Source organism: Streptomyces sp. NPDC002276, assembly GCF_053891435.1.
Genome location: NZ_JBSFCQ010000009.1, coordinates 218,127 through 238,475, shown reverse-complemented (window position 1 = coordinate 238,475; position 20,349 = coordinate 218,127). Strand labels below are relative to the sequence as shown.

21 protein-coding genes are annotated in these 20,349 nt (G+C 70.3%); 15 read left to right on the top strand and 6 right to left on the bottom strand.

Annotated features, from left to right (window positions below; translation table 11 throughout):
- Positions 1 to 101: 101 nt before the first annotated feature.
- On the top strand, positions 102 to 1,703 hold the full coding sequence (locus tag ACWIHT_RS24150; protein WP_456170288.1) for an RDD family protein: 1,602 nt from the start codon (positions 102 to 104) through the stop codon (positions 1,701 to 1,703).
- 89 nt (positions 1,704 to 1,792) lie between these two features.
- Entirely contained in the window at positions 1,793 to 2,410 is a 618-nt protein-coding gene (locus tag ACWIHT_RS24145) for an RDD family protein (RefSeq protein WP_456170287.1), read from the top strand.
- A gap of 111 nt (positions 2,411 to 2,521) precedes the next feature.
- Here the strand turns inward: ACWIHT_RS24145 and ACWIHT_RS24140 are convergent, their stop codons facing one another.
- Positions 2,522 to 2,851 (bottom strand): hypothetical protein, encoded by a 330-nt coding sequence (locus ACWIHT_RS24140; RefSeq protein ID WP_456170286.1) that lies wholly within the window; start codon positions 2,849 to 2,851, stop codon positions 2,522 to 2,524.
- A 435-nt stretch (positions 2,852 to 3,286) separates the two neighbouring features.
- On the opposite strand from ACWIHT_RS24140, the gene ACWIHT_RS24135 reads away from it, so the two are divergent.
- From ACWIHT_RS24135 to ACWIHT_RS24125, 3 genes are all read left to right on the top strand, one after another.
- Positions 3,287 to 5,629, top strand: a complete 2,343-nt coding sequence (locus tag ACWIHT_RS24135) for an immune inhibitor A domain-containing protein (RefSeq protein WP_456170285.1) — start codon at positions 3,287 to 3,289, stop codon at positions 5,627 to 5,629.
- A 147-nt stretch (positions 5,630 to 5,776) separates the two neighbouring features.
- Entirely contained in the window at positions 5,777 to 6,124 is a 348-nt protein-coding gene (locus ACWIHT_RS24130; protein ID WP_456170284.1) for a hypothetical protein, read from the top strand.
- A 169-nt stretch (positions 6,125 to 6,293) separates the two neighbouring features.
- The gene (locus tag ACWIHT_RS24125; RefSeq protein WP_456170283.1) at positions 6,294 to 8,492 is read left to right on the top strand and encodes an MMPL family transporter; all 2,199 of its coding nucleotides are present in this window, start codon (positions 6,294 to 6,296) and stop codon (positions 8,490 to 8,492) included.
- A gap of 63 nt (positions 8,493 to 8,555) precedes the next feature.
- On the opposite strand, the gene ACWIHT_RS24120 is transcribed toward ACWIHT_RS24125, so the two are convergent.
- The gene (locus tag ACWIHT_RS24120) at positions 8,556 to 9,140 is read right to left on the bottom strand and encodes an isochorismatase family protein (RefSeq protein ID WP_201055416.1); all 585 of its coding nucleotides are present in this window, start codon (positions 9,138 to 9,140) and stop codon (positions 8,556 to 8,558) included.
- Positions 9,141 to 9,255: 115 nt separating this feature from the next.
- Positions 9,256 to 10,602: a nicotinate phosphoribosyltransferase gene (locus ACWIHT_RS24115; RefSeq protein ID WP_456170281.1), complete on the bottom strand. Its 1,347-nt coding sequence runs from the start codon at positions 10,600 to 10,602 to the stop codon at positions 9,256 to 9,258.
- A gap of 80 nt (positions 10,603 to 10,682) precedes the next feature.
- Here ACWIHT_RS24115 and clpS point away from each other — a divergent pair, with 80 nt between their 5' ends.
- The 8 genes from clpS to ACWIHT_RS24075 all read left to right on the top strand — a co-directional run bounded on the left by clpS (position 10,683) and on the right by ACWIHT_RS24075 (position 16,488).
- Positions 10,683 to 11,000 (top strand): ATP-dependent Clp protease adapter ClpS, encoded by a 318-nt coding sequence (gene clpS / locus ACWIHT_RS24110; RefSeq protein ID WP_200690853.1) that lies wholly within the window; start codon positions 10,683 to 10,685, stop codon positions 10,998 to 11,000.
- 12 nt (positions 11,001 to 11,012) lie between these two features.
- Entirely contained in the window at positions 11,013 to 11,618 is a 606-nt protein-coding gene (locus ACWIHT_RS24105) for a DUF2017 domain-containing protein (RefSeq protein ID WP_456170280.1), read from the top strand.
- A 288-nt stretch (positions 11,619 to 11,906) separates the two neighbouring features.
- A complete protein-coding gene (locus ACWIHT_RS24100; protein WP_456170279.1) occupies positions 11,907 to 13,331 on the top strand; it encodes an amino acid permease in 1,425 nt (474 codons plus the stop codon).
- 89 nt (positions 13,332 to 13,420) lie between these two features.
- Positions 13,421 to 13,849 (top strand): Mov34/MPN/PAD-1 family protein, encoded by a 429-nt coding sequence (locus ACWIHT_RS24095; RefSeq protein ID WP_456170278.1) that lies wholly within the window; start codon positions 13,421 to 13,423, stop codon positions 13,847 to 13,849.
- A gap of 47 nt (positions 13,850 to 13,896) precedes the next feature.
- Complete coding sequence (locus ACWIHT_RS24090; RefSeq protein WP_456170386.1) at positions 13,897 to 14,952, top strand: LacI family DNA-binding transcriptional regulator; 1,056 nt, start codon at positions 13,897 to 13,899, stop codon at positions 14,950 to 14,952.
- Positions 14,953 to 15,052: 100 nt separating this feature from the next.
- On the top strand, positions 15,053 to 15,148 hold the full coding sequence (locus ACWIHT_RS24085) for a putative leader peptide (RefSeq protein WP_019065921.1): 96 nt from the start codon (positions 15,053 to 15,055) through the stop codon (positions 15,146 to 15,148).
- 104 nt (positions 15,149 to 15,252) lie between these two features.
- Positions 15,253 to 15,531: a MoaD/ThiS family protein gene (locus tag ACWIHT_RS24080; protein ID WP_019065920.1), complete on the top strand. Its 279-nt coding sequence runs from the start codon at positions 15,253 to 15,255 to the stop codon at positions 15,529 to 15,531.
- A 6-nt stretch (positions 15,532 to 15,537) separates the two neighbouring features.
- Entirely contained in the window at positions 15,538 to 16,488 is a 951-nt protein-coding gene (locus ACWIHT_RS24075; protein ID WP_456170276.1) for a PLP-dependent cysteine synthase family protein, read from the top strand.
- Positions 16,489 to 16,504: 16 nt separating this feature from the next.
- On the opposite strand, the gene ACWIHT_RS24070 is transcribed toward ACWIHT_RS24075, so the two are convergent.
- Both ACWIHT_RS24070 and ACWIHT_RS24065 read right to left on the bottom strand, forming a co-directional pair.
- Positions 16,505 to 17,410, bottom strand: a complete 906-nt coding sequence (locus ACWIHT_RS24070) for a hypothetical protein (protein ID WP_456170275.1) — start codon at positions 17,408 to 17,410, stop codon at positions 16,505 to 16,507.
- 89 nt (positions 17,411 to 17,499) lie between these two features.
- Complete coding sequence (locus tag ACWIHT_RS24065; RefSeq protein ID WP_456170274.1) at positions 17,500 to 17,925, bottom strand: type II toxin-antitoxin system PemK/MazF family toxin; 426 nt, start codon at positions 17,923 to 17,925, stop codon at positions 17,500 to 17,502.
- 212 nt (positions 17,926 to 18,137) lie between these two features.
- Between ACWIHT_RS24065 and ACWIHT_RS24060 the strand changes: the two genes are divergently transcribed.
- Positions 18,138 to 18,890, top strand: coding sequence for an MBL fold metallo-hydrolase (locus ACWIHT_RS24060; protein ID WP_456170272.1), 753 nt, complete (start codon positions 18,138 to 18,140; stop codon positions 18,888 to 18,890).
- A gap of 71 nt (positions 18,891 to 18,961) precedes the next feature.
- Here ACWIHT_RS24060 and ACWIHT_RS24055 read toward each other — a convergent pair whose 3' ends face one another.
- On the bottom strand, positions 18,962 to 19,672 hold the full coding sequence (locus ACWIHT_RS24055) for an SDR family NAD(P)-dependent oxidoreductase (protein ID WP_456170271.1): 711 nt from the start codon (positions 19,670 to 19,672) through the stop codon (positions 18,962 to 18,964).
- A 163-nt stretch (positions 19,673 to 19,835) separates the two neighbouring features.
- Between ACWIHT_RS24055 and ACWIHT_RS24050 the strand changes: the two genes are divergently transcribed.
- Complete coding sequence (locus ACWIHT_RS24050) at positions 19,836 to 20,282, top strand: Rrf2 family transcriptional regulator (protein ID WP_456170270.1); 447 nt, start codon at positions 19,836 to 19,838, stop codon at positions 20,280 to 20,282.
- Positions 20,283 to 20,349 lie beyond the last annotated feature (67 nt).

Below are 20,349 nucleotides of genomic sequence, written 5' to 3'. Positions count from 1 at the left end.
CGGAAAGGGGTGGGTCGGGCGGGACGGGCAGTGGCGATGGCACAGGTCTGATAGATGTGGACACCCTCATTCGACCTCCGAGCAGATACGGGACGACGGACATGAGCGCCCCAACCCCGGCACCCGGTGACGACAGGCCCCGCGAGGGGTACTACCCGGACCCGTCCATTCCTGGATACGTCCGGTACTGGAACGGCGCGTCCTGGGTGCCCGGCACCAGCCGCCCGGCGCCGTCGGACGGGCTGGCGCCCGCCGCGCCGTCCGTCGAGGAGACCGGCCCGCACTTCTTCGACGAGGACCCCGAGCCGGCGTCGGCGTGGGGCGCGGACCGCGCCCACCAGAGCGGTTTCGGCGGCGCCCGGGACCACCACGTGTCCTGGGGCGCCCCGGACCCGAGGGTCCCCGCCCAACAGGACGAACCGCCCAACCCGGGCACGTTCGTCTTCCACCGCCAGACCCCGGCCCCGGACCTCCCCGACGAGGGCACGACGACTTTCCGCCGCCCCACCCCGCGCACCCCCCAACAGGGCGGGGCGCCGGGGGCGCAGGGCGGGGGCACGGGGAACGCGGGCAGCGCGTCGGCGGGGTCGGGTGCGGGTGCCGGGGGGTATGGCTCGCAGGGTTCGGCCGGTTCGGTCGGCGGAGGCTACGGGCCCGTCGGCACCGGCACCGGCTCCGCAGGCGGGGACTATGGCGGCCGGGGCTCTGCGGGGGATTACGGTGCCCGGGGCGTCGGCGGGACCGGCTCCGCCGCAGGCGGTCTCGGGGGTGCCGCTGCGGCGCCCGCGGCCGATGGTCGGCGGCCCGGTGGGAGTCCGCCCGCCGCCGGTGGCCAGGCGCCTGGCGCGAACTCTCCGTCCGGTGATCCCTCCGGCCCCGGTTTCGGTGCCGGAAAGGCCGCCGCCGCGCGGGCCGCCGCGGCCCAGGCCCAGGCGGGCCAGGCAGGCATCGGCACCGGGATGCCCGCCGCCCCCGCCCCCGCGTCCGCTTCCACCGCCCTCTCCGGCCCCCCGCAGCCCGCCCCCGGCGTCCCCCAGCAGTCCGGCCCGGTGCAGTCCCAGGCGGGCTCCGGAGGCATGCCCATGGCCTCCGGAGCCGGTGGTGGGCAGCCCTCCTGGGCGCAGCAGGTGCACCGGCTGGCGGGGGACGAGGAGGGGCCCGTGACGCCCTGGAAGCCGCCCGTGGACGACGTGTTCCAGGCGGCGGCCCGGCGGCAGTCGGCGGCCCGCCCCGCGGGGCTCGGCAAGCGGCTGGTGGCCCGGCTCGTCGACACCCTCGTGCTCGGCGCGGTCACCGCGACCGCGGCCGTACCGCTCGGCGCCAAGGCGGCCGACCACATCAACGAGAAGATCGACGCGGCCAAGCTCTCCGGCCGCACCGAGACCGTCTGGCTGCTGGACGGCACCACGGCCGCCTACCTCGGCATCGTCCTCGCCGTACTCCTCCTCTTCGGCGTCCTCTACGAGGCGCTGCCGACCGCCAAGTGGGGCCGCACCCTGGGCAAGAAGCTCTGCGGTCTTGAGGTGCGCGGCATCGAGAGCCACGAGCCGCCCGGCTTCGGCGGGGCGCTGCGCCGTTGGCTCGTGTACAGCGTCCCGGGCGTGCTCGGCATCGGGATCGTCGGTGTCGCCTGGTGCCTCTTCGACCGGCCCTGGCGCCAGTGCTGGCACGACAAGGCCGCACATACGTTCGTAGCGGGATAGCGGGGTACGGCATCCGGGGGACGAGAATCCGTACCCCGGACGGCCGCTCGCCGGATGCGGAGACACGGCGTTCGCGGTCGACTCGGGCCATGAGTACCGAACCGCCTCCGGGCTCCGGCCAGCAGCCGCCGGAAGACGACCCGTTCAGGAAGCAGCCCCCTCCTGGCCAGGGATCGGGCTCACCGTACGACCCGCCGCCGTACGGCGGTGAACCGCCCCCCTACGGCGGCGGCTCCTACCCCACCGACCCGCTCGCCGGCATGCCTCCGCTCGCCGACAGCGGCCGGCGCACGCTCGCCCGGATCATCGACATGATCCTCGTCGGCATCGTCGTCTGGCTGCTCACCTGGGCCTTCGGCGTGCACGAGTACGACATCAACTCCGACCACGTGTCGTACGCCAAGTCGCTCGGCCAGTCGCTCACCGCGGCCGTGCTGTACATGGGCTACGACACCGTGATGCTCGCCAAGTCGGGCCAGACGCTGGGCAAGAAGTGGCTGGGCCTGCGGGTGGCCAACCTCGACAACGGGTCGACGCCCTCCGTGCAGACCAACCTGATCCGCGCGGCGGTGCTGTGGATCCCGTTCGCGTTCTGCTGCGCCTGCATCTGGACGGCGATCAGCGGCGGTTGGAGCTTCTTCGACAAGCCGTACAAGCAGGGCCTGCACGACAAGGCCGCCAAGACCGTGGTGGTCAGCACGCGTTGAGGCGGCCGGGTGCAACTCCCGGGCGTACACAAGCGATCGGCGGGTCCGTCGTCAACGGGCCCGCCGATTCGCATAGTTGAGCTTGAGCTTGTGCCTGCGCTTGTGCTTGGTCTAGGGAGTGCTCCGCTCCCGTACCGGCTCCGCCGACGAGACGGCGGCGGCGGACACGGTCTCCCGCCGCACCGGCACGCGCCTGCGCTGCGGAACGAGGGCCGGGGCGGGCGCGGGCACGGCCTCGGCCGCCGCGCGGGCCGCGGCCGCGGCACGGGACTTGGGCTGTGGCACCGTCAGCGAGACGAGCAGCCCGAGGGCGAGCGCCGCGAAGGCGACGACCGCGATCCCCAGACCCGAACTCGTCTGTGACAGCAGCAGCATGGCGAGCGTCGAGAAGATCACGGTGAACGAACCGTAGGCGAGCTGTGCGGCGGTCGGACGAGGCATGGCAATCGAGTCCTCGTTAGGCGATGGAGGGGAGCAGTGAAAGGGGGGTGCGACAAGGATGTCGGCCTGGCTTTCCGCCGGGTTCCGGGCGATCCGCCAATCGACTCTATTCGCCTGCATGCCCGAGTGGAACGTGCAGTAAGCATGACCTAACACACAGCTCCGGAGCATGGGGGGCGCACGGAGTCATGGCGTCCACCAAGTGGACGGATGTACGCGCCCGTTGAGCGAGCCCCGAGGCGCCTGTGCGTGTCCGTAAAGCGGACCCCGGCTTCGCATAGTGCACTTGTCCTGTCCAAGTCAAGGTCTGTCTTTTCTCGTAAACCTCTAGTCAAATAACGTCACTTGACTATCACGCGTACACCGCGCGCGGATCTTCCACGACTTCCAGGACCCCCCCTTCCGCGCGGTCGGGCACGCAGGGGAGGACCTCAAGTGACCAGCAGACCCTGGACGTTCAGAGCGGCCGCGATAGGTGTCGCCCTCGCGGCGGCCACCGCCACGTTCTCGACGTTCGCCGTGGCGGAGGCCAACACCTCGGCCAAGTCCGCAGCCGTCGACCGGCACGACCCCGCGCCGGTCGCGCAGAAGGAGCACGACCTCGACGGCCCGCTGAGCAAGACGCAGGACGCCCAGCGCCAGGAGGCCCTCAACGAGGTCATAGCCGGCAAGGCGTCCGTCAAGGACCGCAACGGCTCGAAGGTCGTCCAGCTCAAGAGCAAGGGCGGCAAGAGCAAGTACGTCGAACTGAGCCGGGAGAAGACCGACAAGATCTTCACCATCCTGGTCGAGTTCGGCGACCAGGTCGACAGCCGCTACGGCGGCACCGTCGGCCCGCTGCACAACCAGATAGCCGCGCCGGACCGCACGAAGGACAACTCCACGGCCTGGCAGGCGGATTACAACCAGGCGCACTTCCAGGACCTGTACTTCGGCACCGGCAAGAACACCGAGTCGCTCAAGAAGTACTACGAGAAGCAGTCCTCGGGCCGCTACTCGGTCGACGGCGAGGTCACCGACTGGGTCAAGGTCCCCTACAACGAGGCCCGTTACGGCTCCAACAAGGCCTCCACCGGCGCCTGGTACGCGGTGCAGGACGGCGTCAACGCCTGGGTCGCCCAGCGCGAGGCCGCCGGTGACACGGCCGCCGAGATCAAGACGGAGCTGGCCCAGTTCGACCAGTGGGACCGCTACGACTACGACGGCGACGGCAACTTCAACGAGCCCGACGGCTACATCGACCACTTCCAGATCGTGCACGCCGGCGAGGACGAGTCCGCGGGCGGCGGCGCGCAGGGCGAGGACGCGATCTGGGCCCACCGCTGGTACGCCTTCGGCACCGACGCCGGCTCGACCGGCCCGGACACCAACAGGCTCGGCGGCGCGCAGGTCGGCGACACCGGCGTCTGGGTCGGCGACTACACCATCCAGCCGGAGAACGGCGGACTCGGCGTCTACGCCCACGAGTACGGCCACGACCTCGGCCTGCCCGACGAGTACGACACCGCGGGCGGCGAGAACTCCACCGGCTTCTGGACCCTGATGTCGTCCGGCTCCTGGCTCGGCACGGGCAAGGAGGCCATCGGCGACCTGCCCGGCGACATGAACGCCTGGGACAAGCTCCAACTGGGCTGGCTGGACTACGACGTGGCGAAGGCCGGCGTCAAGTCGAAGCACACGCTGGGTGTTGCCGAGTACAACACCAAGAACGCGCAGGCTCTGGTGGTGCAGTTGCCCGAGAAGGCGGTCACCACGACGGTGGTCACCCCGGCGCAGGGTGCCACGCAGTGGTGGAGCGGCAGCGGCAACAGCCTGAGCAACACCCTTTCCCGCACAGTGGACTTGACCGGCAAGTCGTCGGCCGCGCTCACGCTGGACGGCTGGTACGACACCGAGCAGGACTACGACTACCTCTACACCGAGGTGTCGAAGGACGGCGGCGCCACCTGGACCCCGATCGACGGCACGCTGGCCGACGGCTCCGCCATCCCGCGTGACGGCAGCGGCAACCCCGCCCTCACCGGCACGGCCGCCGCGTACCAGAAGCTGACGTACCCGCTGGACGCCTACGCGGGCCAGAAGATCGACGTCCGCTTCCGCTACCAGACGGACAGCGGTGTGGCGCAGAAGGGCTTCGCGGCCGACGAGATCACGGTGACCGCCGACGGCGCCACCCTCTTCTCCGACAACGCCGAGTCCGCGGACGCGGCCTGGACGGCGAAGGGCTTCTCGCGCATCGGCTCGTCCTTCACGGACGACTACGCGCAGTACTACATCGCCGAGAACCGTCAATACGTGTCGTACGACAAGGTGTTGAAGGTCGGCCCGTACAACTTCGGCTTCTCGACGACCCGTCCGGACTGGGTGGAGCACTACGCCTACCAGAACGGCCTGTTGATCTGGAAGTGGGACACCTCGCAGGCGGACGACAACACCAGCGAGCACGCCGGTGAGGGCCTGATCCTGCCGATCGACTCGCACCCGACGCAGCTGAAGTGGTCCGACGGCACGCTGATGCGCAACCGCATCCAGGCCTACGACTCGCCGTTCAGCCTGTACCGGACGGACTCGGTCACGCTGCACAAGGCCGACGTCGCCACGAAGATCAAGTCGCAGCCCGGCGTCCCCGTCTTCGACGACGGGAAGTCGACCTACTACGACACGTCGAACCCGACAGCTGGTGTCAAGATCACTGACACCAACACCCGGATCAAGATCGTCAAGGAGCCGCTGAACGGCTCGACGGTCACGGTCCAGGTCGGCCCCTCGGCGAAGTAGTCGGTAAAACCGCAGGTCAGAAACGTATCGGCGGCGACCCCCTGGCGGGTCGCCGCCGATACGTGTTTAGGTGCGTCCTGTGCCCGTCTTATTGACACCGACACTGACACCGACATCGACACCGACTCGCACGGGGGTGTGACCGCATTGTCCGCAGGAGGTTTCTGCAGGCTGCCCACAGGCAGCGTGGTGGTGGCATTGAACCTGCCAAGACCCACCGCCCAGGGCGAAGGCTGCGTCCGCGTGCTCGTCCACGCCCGCAACCGCGCCCGGGCCCTGACCAGGCTCCGCAACCTCGGAATGCGGGCCGTCTACCTGCGCGGCAACGCGGAGCCACCGACCCCGGACGAGATCACCGCGGTCCTGCACCACCCCGACGGCCTGATATGGCGCACGGCCCCTGACAACGCTGTCGCGACCCCGGGCGCGGAACTCCCACACGAACTGTGGCACCCGATCAGAGCGCTGCTGCGCAGGCCCGCGGCGCCCGCATAAGGGCGGCGCCTGCAACGCGCCCCTCAGGGGCGCGGGGAACTGCGCGCCCAGCCCCCACCGGCCCGCAGACAACCGACGACGCACCCCGCGTGCCCCCAACAGGCGGTCCGCCCCGATGCACCCCATCCTGAGATGGCTCGGGGCACCCTAAAGACCGCCGGAGGCCTTCGTGGCAACCGTCCTCTACCGCCTGGGGCGCATGGCCTTCCGCCGGCGCTGGTACGTGACCATCCTCTGGGTGGTGATCCTCGCGGCCCTCGGTTTCGCCTCCGCCAAGGCGGCCGAAGCCCCCGCCACCACCTTCTCCACCCCCGGCGTCGAGTCCCAGCGGGCCTTCGACCTGATCCAGCAGCGCTTCCCCGGCGCACAGGCGGACGGCGCCGTGGCCCGGGTCGTCTTCGTCGCCCCGGACGGACAGAAGATCACCACCGGCGAGGACCGCGCGGCCGTCGTCCGGCTGGTCGACGAGGTCTCCGGCGGCCCGCAGGTCGCGAGCGCGGTGAACCCCTTCCAGGCGGACGCGGTCAGCAAGGACGCGACGACCGCGTACTCGACGATCACGTACACCGTGCAGGCCAGCGACCTCTCCGACACCGCCAAGAACAACCTCAGGACCGCCGCCGCGCAGGCCCGCGACTCCGGCCTGACCGTCGAGATCGGCGGCACCGCCCTGGCCGCACAGCCCTCGGCGGGCGGCGTCGGCGAGATCCTCGGCGTCGCGATCGCCGCCGTGGTCCTGCTGATCACCTTCGGATCCCTCGCGGCCGCCGGACTCCCGCTGCTGACCGCGATCCTCGGCGTCGGCATCTCGATGACCGCGATCACCACCCTGGCCGCCACCCTCGGCCTCTCCGACTCCACGGGCACCCTCGCCACGATGCTCGGCCTGGCCTGCGGGATCGACTACGCGGTGTTCGTCGTCTTCCGCTACCGCGAGGAACGCGCCAACGGCCACACCACCGACGAGGCGGCGGGCCTCGCCGTCGGCACCGCGGGCTCGGCGGTGGTCTTCGCGGGCCTCACCGTCGTCATCGCCCTCGCCGGCCTCTCCGTCGTAGGCATCCCGCTCCTCACGAAGATGGGCCTGTGCGCGGCGGGCGCGGTCGTCATCGCCGTCCTCATCGCGCTGACCCTCGTCCCCGCCCTGCTCGGCTTCTGGCCCCGCGCGGTCCTCTCCCGCCGCTACAAGACCACCGGCCGCCGCATCCAGGGCGTGGCCGGCAACATGGGCAGCCGCTGGGCCGGGTTCGTGCTGCGCCACCCCTGGCCGGTGCTGTTCGGCACGGTCGCCGGACTCGTCGTCCTCGCGCTCCCCGTGATCGGCCTCCAGCTCGGCCAGTCCGGAGACGAGGCCAAGTCCACCGCGACCACGGAACGCCGTGCCTACGACGACCTCGCCAAGGCGTTCGGCCCCGGCTTCAACGGCCCGCTGACGGTGGTCGTGGACCTCACGGACTCCACTCACCCGAAGGCCGCCGCGGCCACGGTCGAGAAGCGGATCGCCGCCGTACCGGGCGTGGTCTCGGTCTCACCGGTGCGCTTCAACTCGGCAGGAAACACAGCCCTGTTCACCGCCGTACCGGCCGAGGCGCCGACCAGTCAGAAGACCGTCGACCTCGTCCACACCATCCGCGACGACCGCCCCGCGATCACCGCGGCGACCCCCGGCGCGACCTTCGAGGTCACCGGCACCACCGCCCTCAACATCGACGTGGCCCAGAAGGTCAGCGGCGCCCTGATCCCGTACCTGATCGTGGTCGTAGGCCTGGCGGTCCTGCTCCTGCTCCTGGTGTTCCGCTCGATCGTCATCCCGATCAAGGCGGCCGTAGGGTTCCTGCTCTCGGTGCTCGCCGCACTCGGCTGCGTGGTCGCGGTCTTCCAATGGGGCTGGGGCGCAAGCCTGTTGGGGGTGGAGAGCACCGGCCCGATCATGAGCCTGATGCCGATCTTCCTGGTGGGCATCGTGTTCGGCCTGGCCATGGACTACGAGGTCTTCCTCGTCTCCCGCATCCGCGAGGCCTACGTCCACGGCAGCGCGGCCCGAGCCTCGATCGCGACCGGGTTCCGCTACAGCGCCCGCGTCGTGACCGCCGCCGCCCTCATCATGATCTCGGTCTTCGCGGGCTTCATCACGGCCGGCGACTCCATGATCAAGATGATCGGCTTCGGCCTCGCGATAGCCGTCCTCTTCGACGCGTTCGTAGTCCGCATGGCCTTCGTCCCGGCAGTCCTGGCGATCCTCGGCGAACGCATCTCCTGGCTCCCGGGTTGGCTGGACAGGCTGTTGCCCAACGTCGACATCGAGGGCGAGAGCCTCAGCAGGCAACATCCGGTGAGCGGGAGCGCCCCTGAAGGGGCGCGGGTCTGAATCGATTTGCGGCTCCGCCGCGTGGGCGCGACCAGCCCCCACCGGACCGCAGTCAAAAAGCCGCTAGACGACCGGCTTCCCCGTCAACTCCACACCGGCCGCGCGCAGTTCCTCCAGCGCGCGGTCGGTCGTCTCCTTGGCCACCCCAGCCGTCAGATCAAGCAACACCTGCGTACGGAACCCCTCCCGCACAGAGTCCAACGCGGTCGCCTTCACGCAGTGGTCGGTCGCGATCCCCACCACATCCACCTCGTCGATCTCCCGCGCCCGCAACCAGTCCCCCAGCGCGACCCCGTTCTCGTCCCGCCCCTCGAACCCGCTGTACGCCGCCGCGTACGCCCCCTTGTCGAAGACGGCGTCGATCGCCCCGGAGGCGACCGCGGGCGCGAAGTTCGGGTGGAACCCGACCCCCTCCGTGCCCGCGACGCAGTGCGCGGGCCAGGAGTGGGCGTAGTCGGGGTTGTCGGCGAAGTGGCCGCCGGGCGCGATGTGGTGGTCGCGGGTGGCGACGACATGCCGGTAGCCGGCGGGCGCCTGCCCGATCAGCTCGGTCACGGCGGCGGCCACGTCGGCACCACCGGCCACCGCGAGACTGCCTCCTTCGCAGAAGTCGTTCTGTACGTCAACGACGATCAAGGCGCGGCGCATGGTGGTGTCCTTCGCGGAGAGTGAGATTCGAGCCTAGAGACTTCGGCGCCACCGCGGGAGGGCGCACTCCTGATTTTCGTACTGGTCTTAACTCGCGAGACGTGAGTGGCGGGTCTTAACTACCCGAGCGCAGTTGCACGTACTCCGTAGGAATGACCGCTTCCCCGCGCGACAACTGGGTGGCGGACAACGGCAGGTTGGCCCGCGCCGCCGCATGCCGGTCCCGTACGACGTCCAGCGGTTCGCGGGCCACGACCTCGCCGCCCTTGACCAGCTCGACGAGGAGCTGCCGGTCGGCCAGTTCGGCGGGGACCGGTCCGATGCCGATGACCTCGGCCTCCGCGATCCCCTCGCCGTCCAGCCGCCGTGCCGCCCACTTGCGCCCGCCGATGGACGTCTTGCCCCCGCTGGACTTCTTCGCGACCGGCAGAAGCGGCGCCTTCGGGTCGGCGGACTCGGCGCGGGCGACCAGCTTGTAGACCATGGAGCAGGTCGGGTGCCCGGAGCCGGTCACCAGCTGGGTGCCGACGCCGTACGCGTCCACGGGCGCCGCCGCGAGCGAGGCGATGGCGTACTCGTCGAGGTCGGAGGTCACGATGATCTTCGTGTTGACGGCGCCCAGCTCGTCCAGCTGCTGCCGCACCCGGTGTGCGACGAGCAGCAGGTCCCCGGAGTCGATGCGGACGGCGCCCAGTTCGGGCCCGGCGACCTCCACCGCCGTACGGACGGCCTCGGTGACGTCGTACGTGTCCACGAGGAGGGTGGTGTTGCGGCCGAGCGAGTCCACCTGGGCCTGGAACGCGTCGCGTTCGTTGTCGTGGAGCAGGGTGAAGGCGTGTGCGGAGGTGCCGACGGTGGGGATGCCGTAGCGGAAACCGGCCGCGAGGTCGGACGTGGTGGCGAAACCGCCGACGTAGGCGGCGCGGGAGGCGGCGACGGCGGCGAGTTCGTGGGTGCGGCGGGCGCCCATCTCGATCAGCGGGCGGTCGCCCGCCGCGGAGGCCATGCGGGAGGCGGCGGCCGCGATCGCGGAGTCGTGGTTGAGGATGGAGAGGATCACGGTCTCCAGGAGCACGCACTCGGCGAAGGAGCCCTCGACCCGGATGATCGGCGAGCCGGGGAAGTACACCTCGCCCTCCGGATAGCCCCAGACGTCACCGCTGAAGCGGTAGGCGGCGAGCCATTCGAGGGTCTCCTCGTTGACGACCCGACGCTCGCGCAGGAAGCCGAGGACGTCCGCGTCGAACCGGAAGTTCTCCACCGCGTCCAGGACGCGTCCGGTGCCCGCGACGACGCCGTAGCGACGCCCCTCGGGCAGCCTCCGGGTGAAGCACTCGAAGACCGAACGCCGGTCCGCCGTACCCGCTTTGAGGGCGGCCTGAAGCATCGTCAGTTCGTAGTGGTCGGTGAAGAGCGCCGTCGAGGGAACGTCCACCGGCAGCCCAAGGTCCGCTGTGTTCATGACGATGGATGGTACTCCCATCTCGTCACTCTGACGATTTGTGGGGTCCATTTGTGCGGGCACCCCCTTGTGGTGGCAGCATGGGCGCTGTGACGTCACCCGCACCCCTGGAGATCGAACGCACCGAGTCGGCGGAGGAGGTCTTCGCCGTACCCGAGCCCGATGTCCCCTGGGTCACGATCGTGCACAACGACCCGGTCAACCTCATGAGCTACGTGACGTACGTCTTCCAGACGTACTTCGGCTACTCGAAGGACAAGGCCACCAAGCTCATGAAGGACGTCCACCACAAGGGCCGCGCGGTCGTCTCCAGCGGAAGCCGCGAGGAGATGGAACGCGACGTGCAGGCCATGCACGGCTACGGTCTGTGGGCCACCCTCCAGCAGGACCGGAAGTAGCGACCCATCCCGATGCCAGGACACTTCGAACCGCTCCGCGACGGCGGCGCCGCCGTCGCCCTCGACGATGTCGAGATCTCGATCATCCGGTCACTGGCCGTCCAGCTCCTTGAGCTGATCGGCCCCGGCCCCGGCGAGGACGCCTCCGCCGACCCGCTCGCCGAACTCTTCGCCGAGGGCCCGAGCGAACCGCCCTCCGACCCGGTGCTGCGGCGCCTGTTCCCGGACGCGTACACGGACCCGGAGCAGGCCCCGGACTCCCCGCAGGACGCGGAGGAACGGATGGCGCACTCCGCCGAGTTCCGCCGCTTCACCGAGAACGACCTGCGCGCCGGCAAGCGCGAGAACGCCCTCGCGGTGATCCGCACCCTCGACTCGCTCACCCCCGGCGGCGACGGCGGCGCGGTCCTCAAACTCACCGCCGACGAGTCCCGCCAGTGGCTCGGCTCCCTCAACGACCTGCGCCTGGCGATCGGTTCACGCCTCGACATCACCGACGAGGACGACACCGACGACCTCTACCGCCTCCCGGACGAGGACCCCCGCAAGCCGATGGTGATGGCCTACCTGTGGCTGGGCGGCCTCCAGGAAACCCTGGTCACGACGTTGCTGCGCTGATCCGAGACAGCCGTTCCGTTCGCGCCCTGTTCGCTCAGCGGACCCTCAAATCCACATAACGATCACGTCACCGCGACGGCCAGGAATGCTGGCCGTCGCTCCTTTTTGTCCGCTTCTTCCTGTGGTGTGTGCCACAAGTGTTCCCGTCGATCACGATTGCGACCGTGATAAATCTTCACGACCGCCCGGCGGACGCCACCCATGTCCCGCCGGGTTCGCCATGCGGCCGACGGACCTCGGCCGGGCAGCTCCAGTCCATGGGGGGATTCGGAGAAAGGCGCACCACACATGACCTCCGCTCAGGTCGAGACGGACAAGACCCCCGAGGAGGGGTACGAGCGCGGGCTCGGCAGCCGTCAGGTCCAGATGATCGCGATCGGCGGCGCCGTCGGCGTCGGGCTGTTCCTGGGAGCCGGGGCGAACATCGCCAAGGCCGGACCCAGCCTCATCTTCATGTACGCCCTCGCGGGCGTGATCATCTTCTTCATCATGCGGGCTCTGGGCGAACTGCTCCTGTACCGCCCGGTGTCGGGCTCCTTCGCGGAGTACTCCCGCGAATTCCTCGGCCCGTTCTTCGGCTACCTCACCGCCTGGACGTACTGGCTGATGTGGGTGGTCACCGGCATGGCCGAACTCACGGCCGCCGCCATCTACGTCAACTACTGGTTCCCCGCCGTCTCCCAATGGATGACCGCGCTCGCCTTCCTGGTGATCCTCTTCGTCGCCAACCTGATCTCGGTGAAGCTCTTCGGCGAGATCGAGTTCTGGTTCTCGATGGTCAAGGTCACCGCCTTGATCGGCATGATCGTGATCGGCCTCGGCGTCCTCACCTTCGGCTTCAGCAGCGCCGGTGACACCGCGTCCGTCGCCAACCTCTGGCAGTTCGACGGCTTCTTCCCCAAGGGCATCGGCTCCTCCCTGATGACCCTCCAGGGCGTGATGTTCGCCTACCTCGCCGTCGAACTGGTCGGCGTCACCGCGGGCGAGTCCGAGAACCCGGAGAAGACCCTCCCCAAGGCGATCAACACCCTCCCCTGGCGCATCGCCCTCTTCTACGTAGGCGCCCTCACCGTCATCCTCTGCGTCGTGAAGTGGACCGAATTCGCCCCGGGCGTCAGCCCGTTCGTCGAGGCGTTCGCGAAGATCGGCATCCCGGCGGGCGCGGGCATCGTCAACTTCGTGGTCCTCACGGCGGCCCTTTCCTCCTGCAACTCGGGCATGTACTCGACGGGCCGCATGCTCCGCACCCTCGCGGACAACGGCGAGGCCCCGAAGGTCTTCAGCAAGCTGTCCGCGTCCAAGACCCCGGCGACCGGCATCACGATCTCCGTCGCCTTCATGGGCATCGGCGTGGTCCTCAACTACGTCGTCCCGGAGAAGGCCTTCGGCTACGTCACCTCGGTGGCCACCGCCGCCGGCATCTGGACGTGGCTGATGATCCTGATCAGCCACGTCCTCTACCGCCGCGCGGTCGACGCGGGCCGCCTCCCGGCCTCGTCCTTCCCGGCCCCGGGCGGCGCGAAGTTCTCGTACGTGGCCATCGCGTTCCTGCTCTTCGTCACGGGCCTCATCGCCTACGACCCCGACTCCCGCGTCTGCCTCTACGTCATGGCGGGCTGGACCCTCGCCCTGATCGGCGGCTGGATCGCCCTCAAGGTCCGCGACCCGCAGGTCACCGAGCGCCGCGAGCCGCAGTTCGAGAAGGTCGGCTGATCCGTCCGCTGACCCCTCCGATCCCGGCATACGGGCCGGTGCGTACCACGAGTCGGTACGCACCGTCCCGTCTGCTTATCCTGACGACCATGTCGACCCTGACCATCACCCACACCCTCTTCGACCAGATCGTGGCGCACGCGCGCGCGGACCACCCCGACGAGGCGTGCGGAGTCGTCGCGGGCCCGGCGGGCACGGACCGCCCCGAGCGGTTCATCCCGATGCTGAACGCGGCCCGCTCGCCCACGTTCTACGAGTTCGACTCGCAGGACCTGCTGAAGCTCTACCGCGAGATGGACGACCGCGACGAGGAGCCGGTGATCATCTACCACTCCCACACCGCGACCGAGGCCTACCCCTCCCGCACCGACCTCTCCTACGCCAACGAGCCCGGCGCCCACTACGTTCTCGTCTCCACCGCCGACACCGACGACGCCGGCCCCTTCCAGTTCCGCTCCTACCGGATCGTGGAGGGCGAGATCACGGAGGAGGACGTGAAGGTCGTAGAGGCGTACTGAGAGGCATACTGACCGCGTACGCAACAGCCCAACTCGCCGTGACGGAGATGGTGTTGACGCAGCGGTCGAACGCACGGCGCCCCACGCTGGAGGATGTCGCCCGCTGGTCGGGGGTCTCCAAGTCCACGGTGTCGCGGGTGGTCAACGGCGAGCCCAAGGTGAGTGGGGAGGTCGCGGTCCGGGTCCGGGAGGCGATCTCCGCGCTGGGCTACGTCCCCAACCAGGCGGCCCGGCAACTGGTCACCCGCCGCACCGGCGCCGTCGCGGTCGTGGCCGCCCAGCCCGAGGACCGGCTGTTCCTCGACCCGTTCTTCGACTGCCTGCTGCGCGGCATCCGCTCCGAACTCGCCCAACACGGCGCCCAGGCCGTCCTGTTGTTCGTCGACGAACCCGACGACTACGCGCGCGTGGCCGACTATCTCGGCGGCGGCCATGTCGACGGCGCGATCCTCTTCTCGCTGCGCCCCGGCGACCGGATGCCCGAGATGGTCGACCGGCTCGCCCTGCCCGCCGTCTTCGGCGGCCGTCCCCTCCTGTGCGACGGCGACCCCGTGCGCGGCCAGGCCTACGTCGACGGCGACAACCGCGGCGGCGCCCGCCAGGCCGTACGGCACCTCCTCGCCCTCGGCCGCCGCCGCATCGCCACCGTCACCGGCCCCTACGACCAGGAGCACTCCGCCGCCGACCGGCTCGCCGGTTACCGCGACGCCCTCCCCGACACCGCGCCCCACCTGGTCGAACGCGCCGACTACACCCGCCAGGGCGGCGCCGACGCCATGGCCGCGCTGCTCGACCGCCACCCCGACCTGGACGCCGTCTTCGTCGCCTCCGACCTCATGGCATCCGGCGCCCTCCAGACCCTGCGCGAACGCGGGCGCCGGGTCCCCGAGGACGTGGCCGTGGTCGGCTTCGACGACCTCGTCTCCATCTCCGAGGCGACCGATCCACCGCTGACCACCGTCCACCAGGACGTCGCCGAGATGGGCCGCCTGCTGGCCCGACTCCTGTTCGACCGCACCGAACCGCTCCCCGGGGACGACGCTGTCGTGGCGCCGCCCTCGGCGATCGTGCCCACCCGGCTGGTCGTACGGCAGTCCGCCTGACAGTCCGCCTGAGCTGCGCCGTCTCACCCCCCGAATGAATTTAGTCCGAATTGTGAGATCACATACCGGGGCCCGGACCGGGAATCGATACGATGAGCCCATGGTTCTTCTCGACGTGAGCGACAAGGCGCCGGGCACGCTGCTCGTGGCGCGGCTGCACGTCGACCTGTGCAGGCTGAACAGCGCCATCTGTTGAGGCCTCGCGCAGTCGCCGTACGGCCGCGTGCTGTGGGCGCCCCCGCTCATGCCGCGCGCCCACCGAGACCAGACCCCTTCCGCTTCCGACAGGAGCCCCTTGCCATGGCCATCGAGGTCCGCATCCCCACCATCCTCCGCACCTACACCGGCGGCGAGAAGGCCGTCGAGGGTGCCGGTGAGAACCTCGCCGCGCTCTTCGCCGACCTCGAAACCCGGCACGCGGGCATCCAGGCCCGGATCGTCGACGGCGGCGAACTGCGCCGCTTCGTCAACGTCTACCTGAACGACGAGGACGTCCGCTTCCTCGACGGCATCAACACCAAGCTGACCGACGGCGACAGCGTCACGATCCTGCCGGCCGTGGCCGGCGGTATGGCCTGATCGTCGATGCGTTACGACTCCCCGCTGGCCGCGGTGGGCAACACCCCTCTGGTGCGCCTGCCGCGGCTCTCGCCGTCCACCGACGTCCGCATCTGGGCCAAGCTGGAGGACCGCAACCCGACCGGCTCGGTCAAGGACCGCCCGGCCCTGCACATGATCGAACAGGCGGAGAAGGACGGCCGCCTGACCCCCGGCTGCACGATCCTGGAGCCGACCTCGGGAAACACCGGCATCTCCCTGGCCATGGCGGCGAAGCTCAAGGGCTACCGCATGGTCTGCGTGATGCCCGAGAACACCTCGCAGGAACGCCGCGACCTGCTCAACATGTGGGGCGCGGAGATCATCCCCAGTCCCGCGGCAGGCGGCTCCAACACGGCGGTCCGCGTGGCGAAGGAACTCGCCGCCGAACACCCGGACTGGGTGATGCTCTACCAGTACGGCAACCCGGACAACGCGGGCGCCCACTACGCGACCACGGGCCCGGAGATCCTCACCGACCTCCCGTCGATCACCCACTTCGTGGCGGGCCTCGGCACGACAGGCACCCTGATGGGCGTCGGCCGCTACCTCCGCGAACACAAGCCGGACGTCAAGATCGTCGCCGCCGAGCCGCGCTACGACGACCTCGTCTACGGCCTCCGCAACCTCGACGAGGGCTTCGTCCCCGAGCTCTACGACGCCTCCGTCCTCACCACCCGCTTCTCGGTCGGCTCGGCCGACGCGGTCACCCGCACCCGCGAACTCCTCCAGCAGGAGGGCATCTTCGCGGGCGTCTCCACCGGCGCGGCCCTGCACGCGGCGATCGGCGTCGGCAAGAAGGCCGTAGCGGCGGGGGAGAGCGCGGACATCGCGTTCGTGGTGGCGGACGGCGGCTGGAAGTACCTGTCGACGGGCGTGTACACGGCGGCGACGACAGAGGAAGCGATCGCGACCCTCCAGGGTCAGCTCTGGGCCTGACACGAGCGCCCCGGGCTCACTCCCCGGGGCCCCAGGAGACGACCGCCTCACGGGCCCAGTCGTCCTTGATCCTCGCGTCGATGCGGTCGACCACCGCGAAGCCGAAGAGCGCGACCGCCATCCGCACCTGACCCGGGTCGTACGGCTCCGTCGCCGGGCGGGTCGCCGGATCCAGTTCCGCGTAGCGCTCCCGCGCCACCCGGAGCGCCGCTTCCCCCTTGCCGGTGACGGTGGGCAGGTGACGCGGCATGGCCGGGCCGTCGGGGAAGACCTTCCGCAGTGCCATCGCCCCGATGAGGAACGCCAGCCCGGCCCGGACCCAGGCCTGGTCGAGCAGCAGCACGGTCACGGCAGGCACCGTGGCCGCCGCGGCGATCGCCGACCACCGGCCCCAGCGCAGCGGCAGACCGGGAACCATCTCGAACTGCGCCCGGGTCCAGCCCTCGCCGACCAGCCGTGCCTCCGCCGATTTCACCAGGTGGTAGGAGTTCGGCGCCCGTAGCTCCCACAGGTACTCGCCCTCGCCCTGGTCGGGGGAGAAGGCGGGGTTGCGCACATGCAACGGCCGCGCCGCGTCCCACAGTTCACGCTCGAACTCGTCGGCGTCCGAGGGCGGTGCGTCACGGGATTCCCAGCGCCCCTGCCCGGGTGTGTCCTGCGGCATCCGGTGCAGCCGCCCCGCAGCCACCAGCCTGGCCAGCGCCCCCGTGCGTGCCCCCCATTGCGCCTCGCCGTTCAGCGCGCCGAGGGCCAGCGGGCCGAGCCGTTCCACGTCCTCCGGGCCGACGACGGCGCCGCCGCGGTCCTCGGCCAGAAACGCCTCCAGGCGGGCATCGGCGGCGCCGCCGCGCACCTTGTCGTCGAGCATCAACGCCGTGAACGCGATCACGAAACAACCCGCGAGTATGAGCCAGTCCGTCATACGGGTCAGTATCCCCACGAACCGGTGTCCGACCCCTGTGGCGCCGCCCCAATCGCCATGGATCCAGGGGTCGTTGTGCTCGTCAGCGCCTACCGCGCGAGGTGTCGTACCTGGTCCCAGAGAACCGGGTCCGCGACCCCCACCCGCCGCCGGAAATCGGCCACCGGCACGGACCGCAGCTCGTCGGTCTCCAGATAGCTCGCCCGCCCCCGCGCGTCGCCCACCGACCCCGGGGGCAGCGCGATCACCCCGCCGCGCTCGTCGTGGTACTTGCTGGTGATCTTCGCGACCGTCGCCGTCCGCCCGCGCACCGCGAGCACCAGACACGGCCGGTCCTTCGCCGCGCCCGGCTGATCCTCGTAGGGGACGTTGGCCCACCAGATCTCGGCGGGCCGGGGCCGGTCCCCGCGCACCTTCCGCGCGGGCCCGCGCCCCCGCCCCCATCCGTCGACCAGCGTGGCGACGAGCGCCAGCAACATCACCGCCGCGAGCGCGAGCCACCAGAACCTGTCCATGGGACGACGTTACCGGCGCGCAATCCCCGCCGCGCGCCCCTCGCGCACCCCACCCGCCCCGGTTCCAGCCGAACCGGTGACACCACAGGTGAGTTCCCCCACAACAGCCCTTGGCGGAGGAGCGACCGGCCCTTTTGCGCCTTACGCTCGACGGACCGCACGACCCCCGTCCCCCAACTCCAGAAGTTACCGCCAGCGGAGGTTTCTGCTTTATGAAGCTCACCGTCGTCGGCTGCTCAGGGTCGTTCCCGTCCGCGGAATCGGCCTGTTCGAGCTACCTCGTAGAGGCCGACGGCTTCCGGCTGCTCCTCGACATGGGCAACGGCGCCCTTGGCGAGCTGCAGCGCCACTGCGGTCTCTACGACCTCGACGCGATCTTCCTCAGCCATCTGCACGCCGACCACTGCATCGACATGTGCGCGTACTTCGTCGCGCGCTACTACCGCCACGACGGCGGCCGTTGCGACCCCATCCCGGTCTACGGCCCCGAGGGCACCGAGCACCGCCTCACCACGGCCTACGCCGACACCCCCACCGCCTCCTCGATGAGCGAGGTCTTCGACTTCCACACGGTGAAGCCGTCCACGTTCGACGTCGGCCCCTTCACCGTGCACACCGAGCGGGTCCGCCACCCCGTCGAGGCCTACGCCATCCGCGTCGAGCACGGCGGCCGGTCCCTCACCTACTCCGGTGACACGGGCGTCAGCGAATCCCTGGACGAACTCGCCCGGGACACCGACCTGTTCCTGTGCGAGGCCGCGTTCACCCACGGCAAGGAGAACATCCCCGACCTCCACCTCAACGGCCGCGAGGCGGGCGAGACGGCGACCAGGGCGGGGGTCAGGCGCCTCGTGCTGACCCACATCCCGCCGTGGACCGACCCCCAGGCCAACCTGGCCGACGCCCGCGAGGTCTACGCCGGCCCGGTGGAACTGGCGGCGCCGAGAGCGTCGTACGACATCTGACCGCGCACAGGTGAAGGCCCCCGCGGCCCGTTTTTCCTCCGGGCCGCGGGGGCCTTGTCGTGCCCCGGCGCTCAGCGCAGCAGGCTGCCGCCGTCCACCGTCAGGACCTGGCCGGTCAGCGCCTCGGCGGCGTCGCCCGCCAGGAAGCCCACGGTCGCGGCGACGTCGTCGGGGACGAGGGGGCGGGGGAGTGCCTGGGTGGCCAGGGCCGCCTCGAAGGCCTCGTCCGGCTGGTAGGCGGTCGCGGGGGTGCGGGTGAGACCGGGGGCGACGGACGTCACGGCGATCCCGTCCCTGCCGAGCGCGGTGGCCAGGGTGCGCCCGAACGCGGTGAGCGCCCCCTTGCTGGTGATGTAGCCGAGCAGGTCGGGGCTCGGCGGCTTCCACACGGTGTCGGAGGTGATGAGCACGATCCGGCCGAACCCGCGTTCCCGCATCCCGGGCACGAAGGCCTGGGCCAGCAGCAGGACCGACTCGACGTTGACGGCCTGGATCCGCCGCCAGTCGGCGAGGGCGACGGTCTCCCACTCCAGCGGATCGGCCGCGGCGGCCGAGTGCACGAGCACGTCGACCCGGCCGTACCGCTCCAGGATCTCGGCGGCGGCCCGCCGTACGTCCTGCTCCGAGGCGAGATCGCACACGACGTCACCGGTCCGGTCCAGGACGACGACCCGGTGTCCGAGCCGGGCGAGTTCGCGGGCGATCGCACCGCCGATCGCGCCGGCTCCGCCGGTCACCACCGCGACCCGTGCGGTCGGGAGATCGCTCGGGACATCAGCCATGGTTCTCATCTCCTGCGTCACAGCGTCGAGGGCGTCGAGAGTACTGAAGAGGTGCTCATTGCTCACGCAAGCAAATTGTGCGCCAGTCGACGGCCGCACGGCAAGTCTTCGCTGCGGCATAGTGGGACGTGTAACCGTCACTCTTACACGCTCCGGGATCGCCATGCCCACCAGCAGTCGTTTCGTCGTCGCCGTCCACGCCCTGGTCGCCCTCGCGGTCAGCGGCGGCAAACCGCTGCGCTCCGAGGACCTCGCCCACTCGGCCAACACGAGCCCCGTGGTGATCCGCGGCCTGCTGTCCCGGCTGAGCGCCGCCGGGCTCACCCGGTCCCAACTCGGCGCGGGCGGCGGCGCGTTGCTGGCCAGGCCGGCCGAGGAGATCAACCTCCTTGAGGTGTACCGGGCGGTGGAGGACACCCGCCTGTTCACCCTGCACCGCACCCCGCCGCCGCCGGACTGCGCGGTCGGCAGCAACATCGTGGGCGGTCTCCAGCCCGCGCTGACCCGTGCCCGCGAGGCCTTCGAGGCGGAGCTGGACCACACCACGGTCGCCGAGATCGCCGACGAGGTCGCCCGCCTCGGGAACTTCACGATGCCGCTCGAATGGTGACCTGACCGCCCGGCGGGGTGACCCTCGGCGTCACCCCGAAAGAAGTGTCGCTGTGTCGCTTACACAG

Bases quoted from the DNA above. Each gene is read 5' to 3' on its own strand.
- ACWIHT_RS24150 (WP_456170288.1), top strand. From the start codon at position 102: ATGAGCGCCCCAACCCCGGCACCCGGTGACGACAGGCCCCGCGAGGGG.
- ACWIHT_RS24145 (WP_456170287.1), top strand. From the start codon at position 1,793: ATGAGTACCGAACCGCCTCCGGGCTCCGGCCAGCAGCCGCCGGAAGAC.
- ACWIHT_RS24140 (WP_456170286.1), bottom strand. From the start codon at position 2,851: ATGCCTCGTCCGACCGCCGCACAGCTCGCCTACGGTTCGTTCACCGTG.
- ACWIHT_RS24120 (WP_201055416.1), bottom strand. From the start codon at position 9,140: ATGCGCCGCGCCTTGATCGTCGTTGACGTACAGAACGACTTCTGCGAA.
- ACWIHT_RS24115 (WP_456170281.1), bottom strand. From the start codon at position 10,602: ATGAACACAGCGGACCTTGGGCTGCCGGTGGACGTTCCCTCGACGGCG.
- clpS (WP_200690853.1), top strand. From the start codon at position 10,683: ATGGGCGCTGTGACGTCACCCGCACCCCTGGAGATCGAACGCACCGAG.
- ACWIHT_RS24105 (WP_456170280.1), top strand. From the start codon at position 11,013: ATGCCAGGACACTTCGAACCGCTCCGCGACGGCGGCGCCGCCGTCGCC.
- ACWIHT_RS24100 (WP_456170279.1), top strand. From the start codon at position 11,907: ATGACCTCCGCTCAGGTCGAGACGGACAAGACCCCCGAGGAGGGGTAC.
- ACWIHT_RS24095 (WP_456170278.1), top strand. From the start codon at position 13,421: ATGTCGACCCTGACCATCACCCACACCCTCTTCGACCAGATCGTGGCG.
- ACWIHT_RS24090 (WP_456170386.1), top strand. From the start codon at position 13,897: ATGGTGTTGACGCAGCGGTCGAACGCACGGCGCCCCACGCTGGAGGAT.
- ACWIHT_RS24085 (WP_019065921.1), top strand. From the start codon at position 15,053: ATGGTTCTTCTCGACGTGAGCGACAAGGCGCCGGGCACGCTGCTCGTG.
- ACWIHT_RS24080 (WP_019065920.1), top strand. From the start codon at position 15,253: ATGGCCATCGAGGTCCGCATCCCCACCATCCTCCGCACCTACACCGGC.
- ACWIHT_RS24075 (WP_456170276.1), top strand. From the start codon at position 15,538: ATGCGTTACGACTCCCCGCTGGCCGCGGTGGGCAACACCCCTCTGGTG.
- ACWIHT_RS24070 (WP_456170275.1), bottom strand. From the start codon at position 17,410: ATGACGGACTGGCTCATACTCGCGGGTTGTTTCGTGATCGCGTTCACG.
- ACWIHT_RS24065 (WP_456170274.1), bottom strand. From the start codon at position 17,925: ATGGACAGGTTCTGGTGGCTCGCGCTCGCGGCGGTGATGTTGCTGGCG.
- ACWIHT_RS24060 (WP_456170272.1), top strand. From the start codon at position 18,138: ATGAAGCTCACCGTCGTCGGCTGCTCAGGGTCGTTCCCGTCCGCGGAA.
- ACWIHT_RS24055 (WP_456170271.1), bottom strand. From the start codon at position 19,672: ATGGCTGATGTCCCGAGCGATCTCCCGACCGCACGGGTCGCGGTGGTG.
- ACWIHT_RS24050 (WP_456170270.1), top strand. From the start codon at position 19,836: ATGCCCACCAGCAGTCGTTTCGTCGTCGCCGTCCACGCCCTGGTCGCC.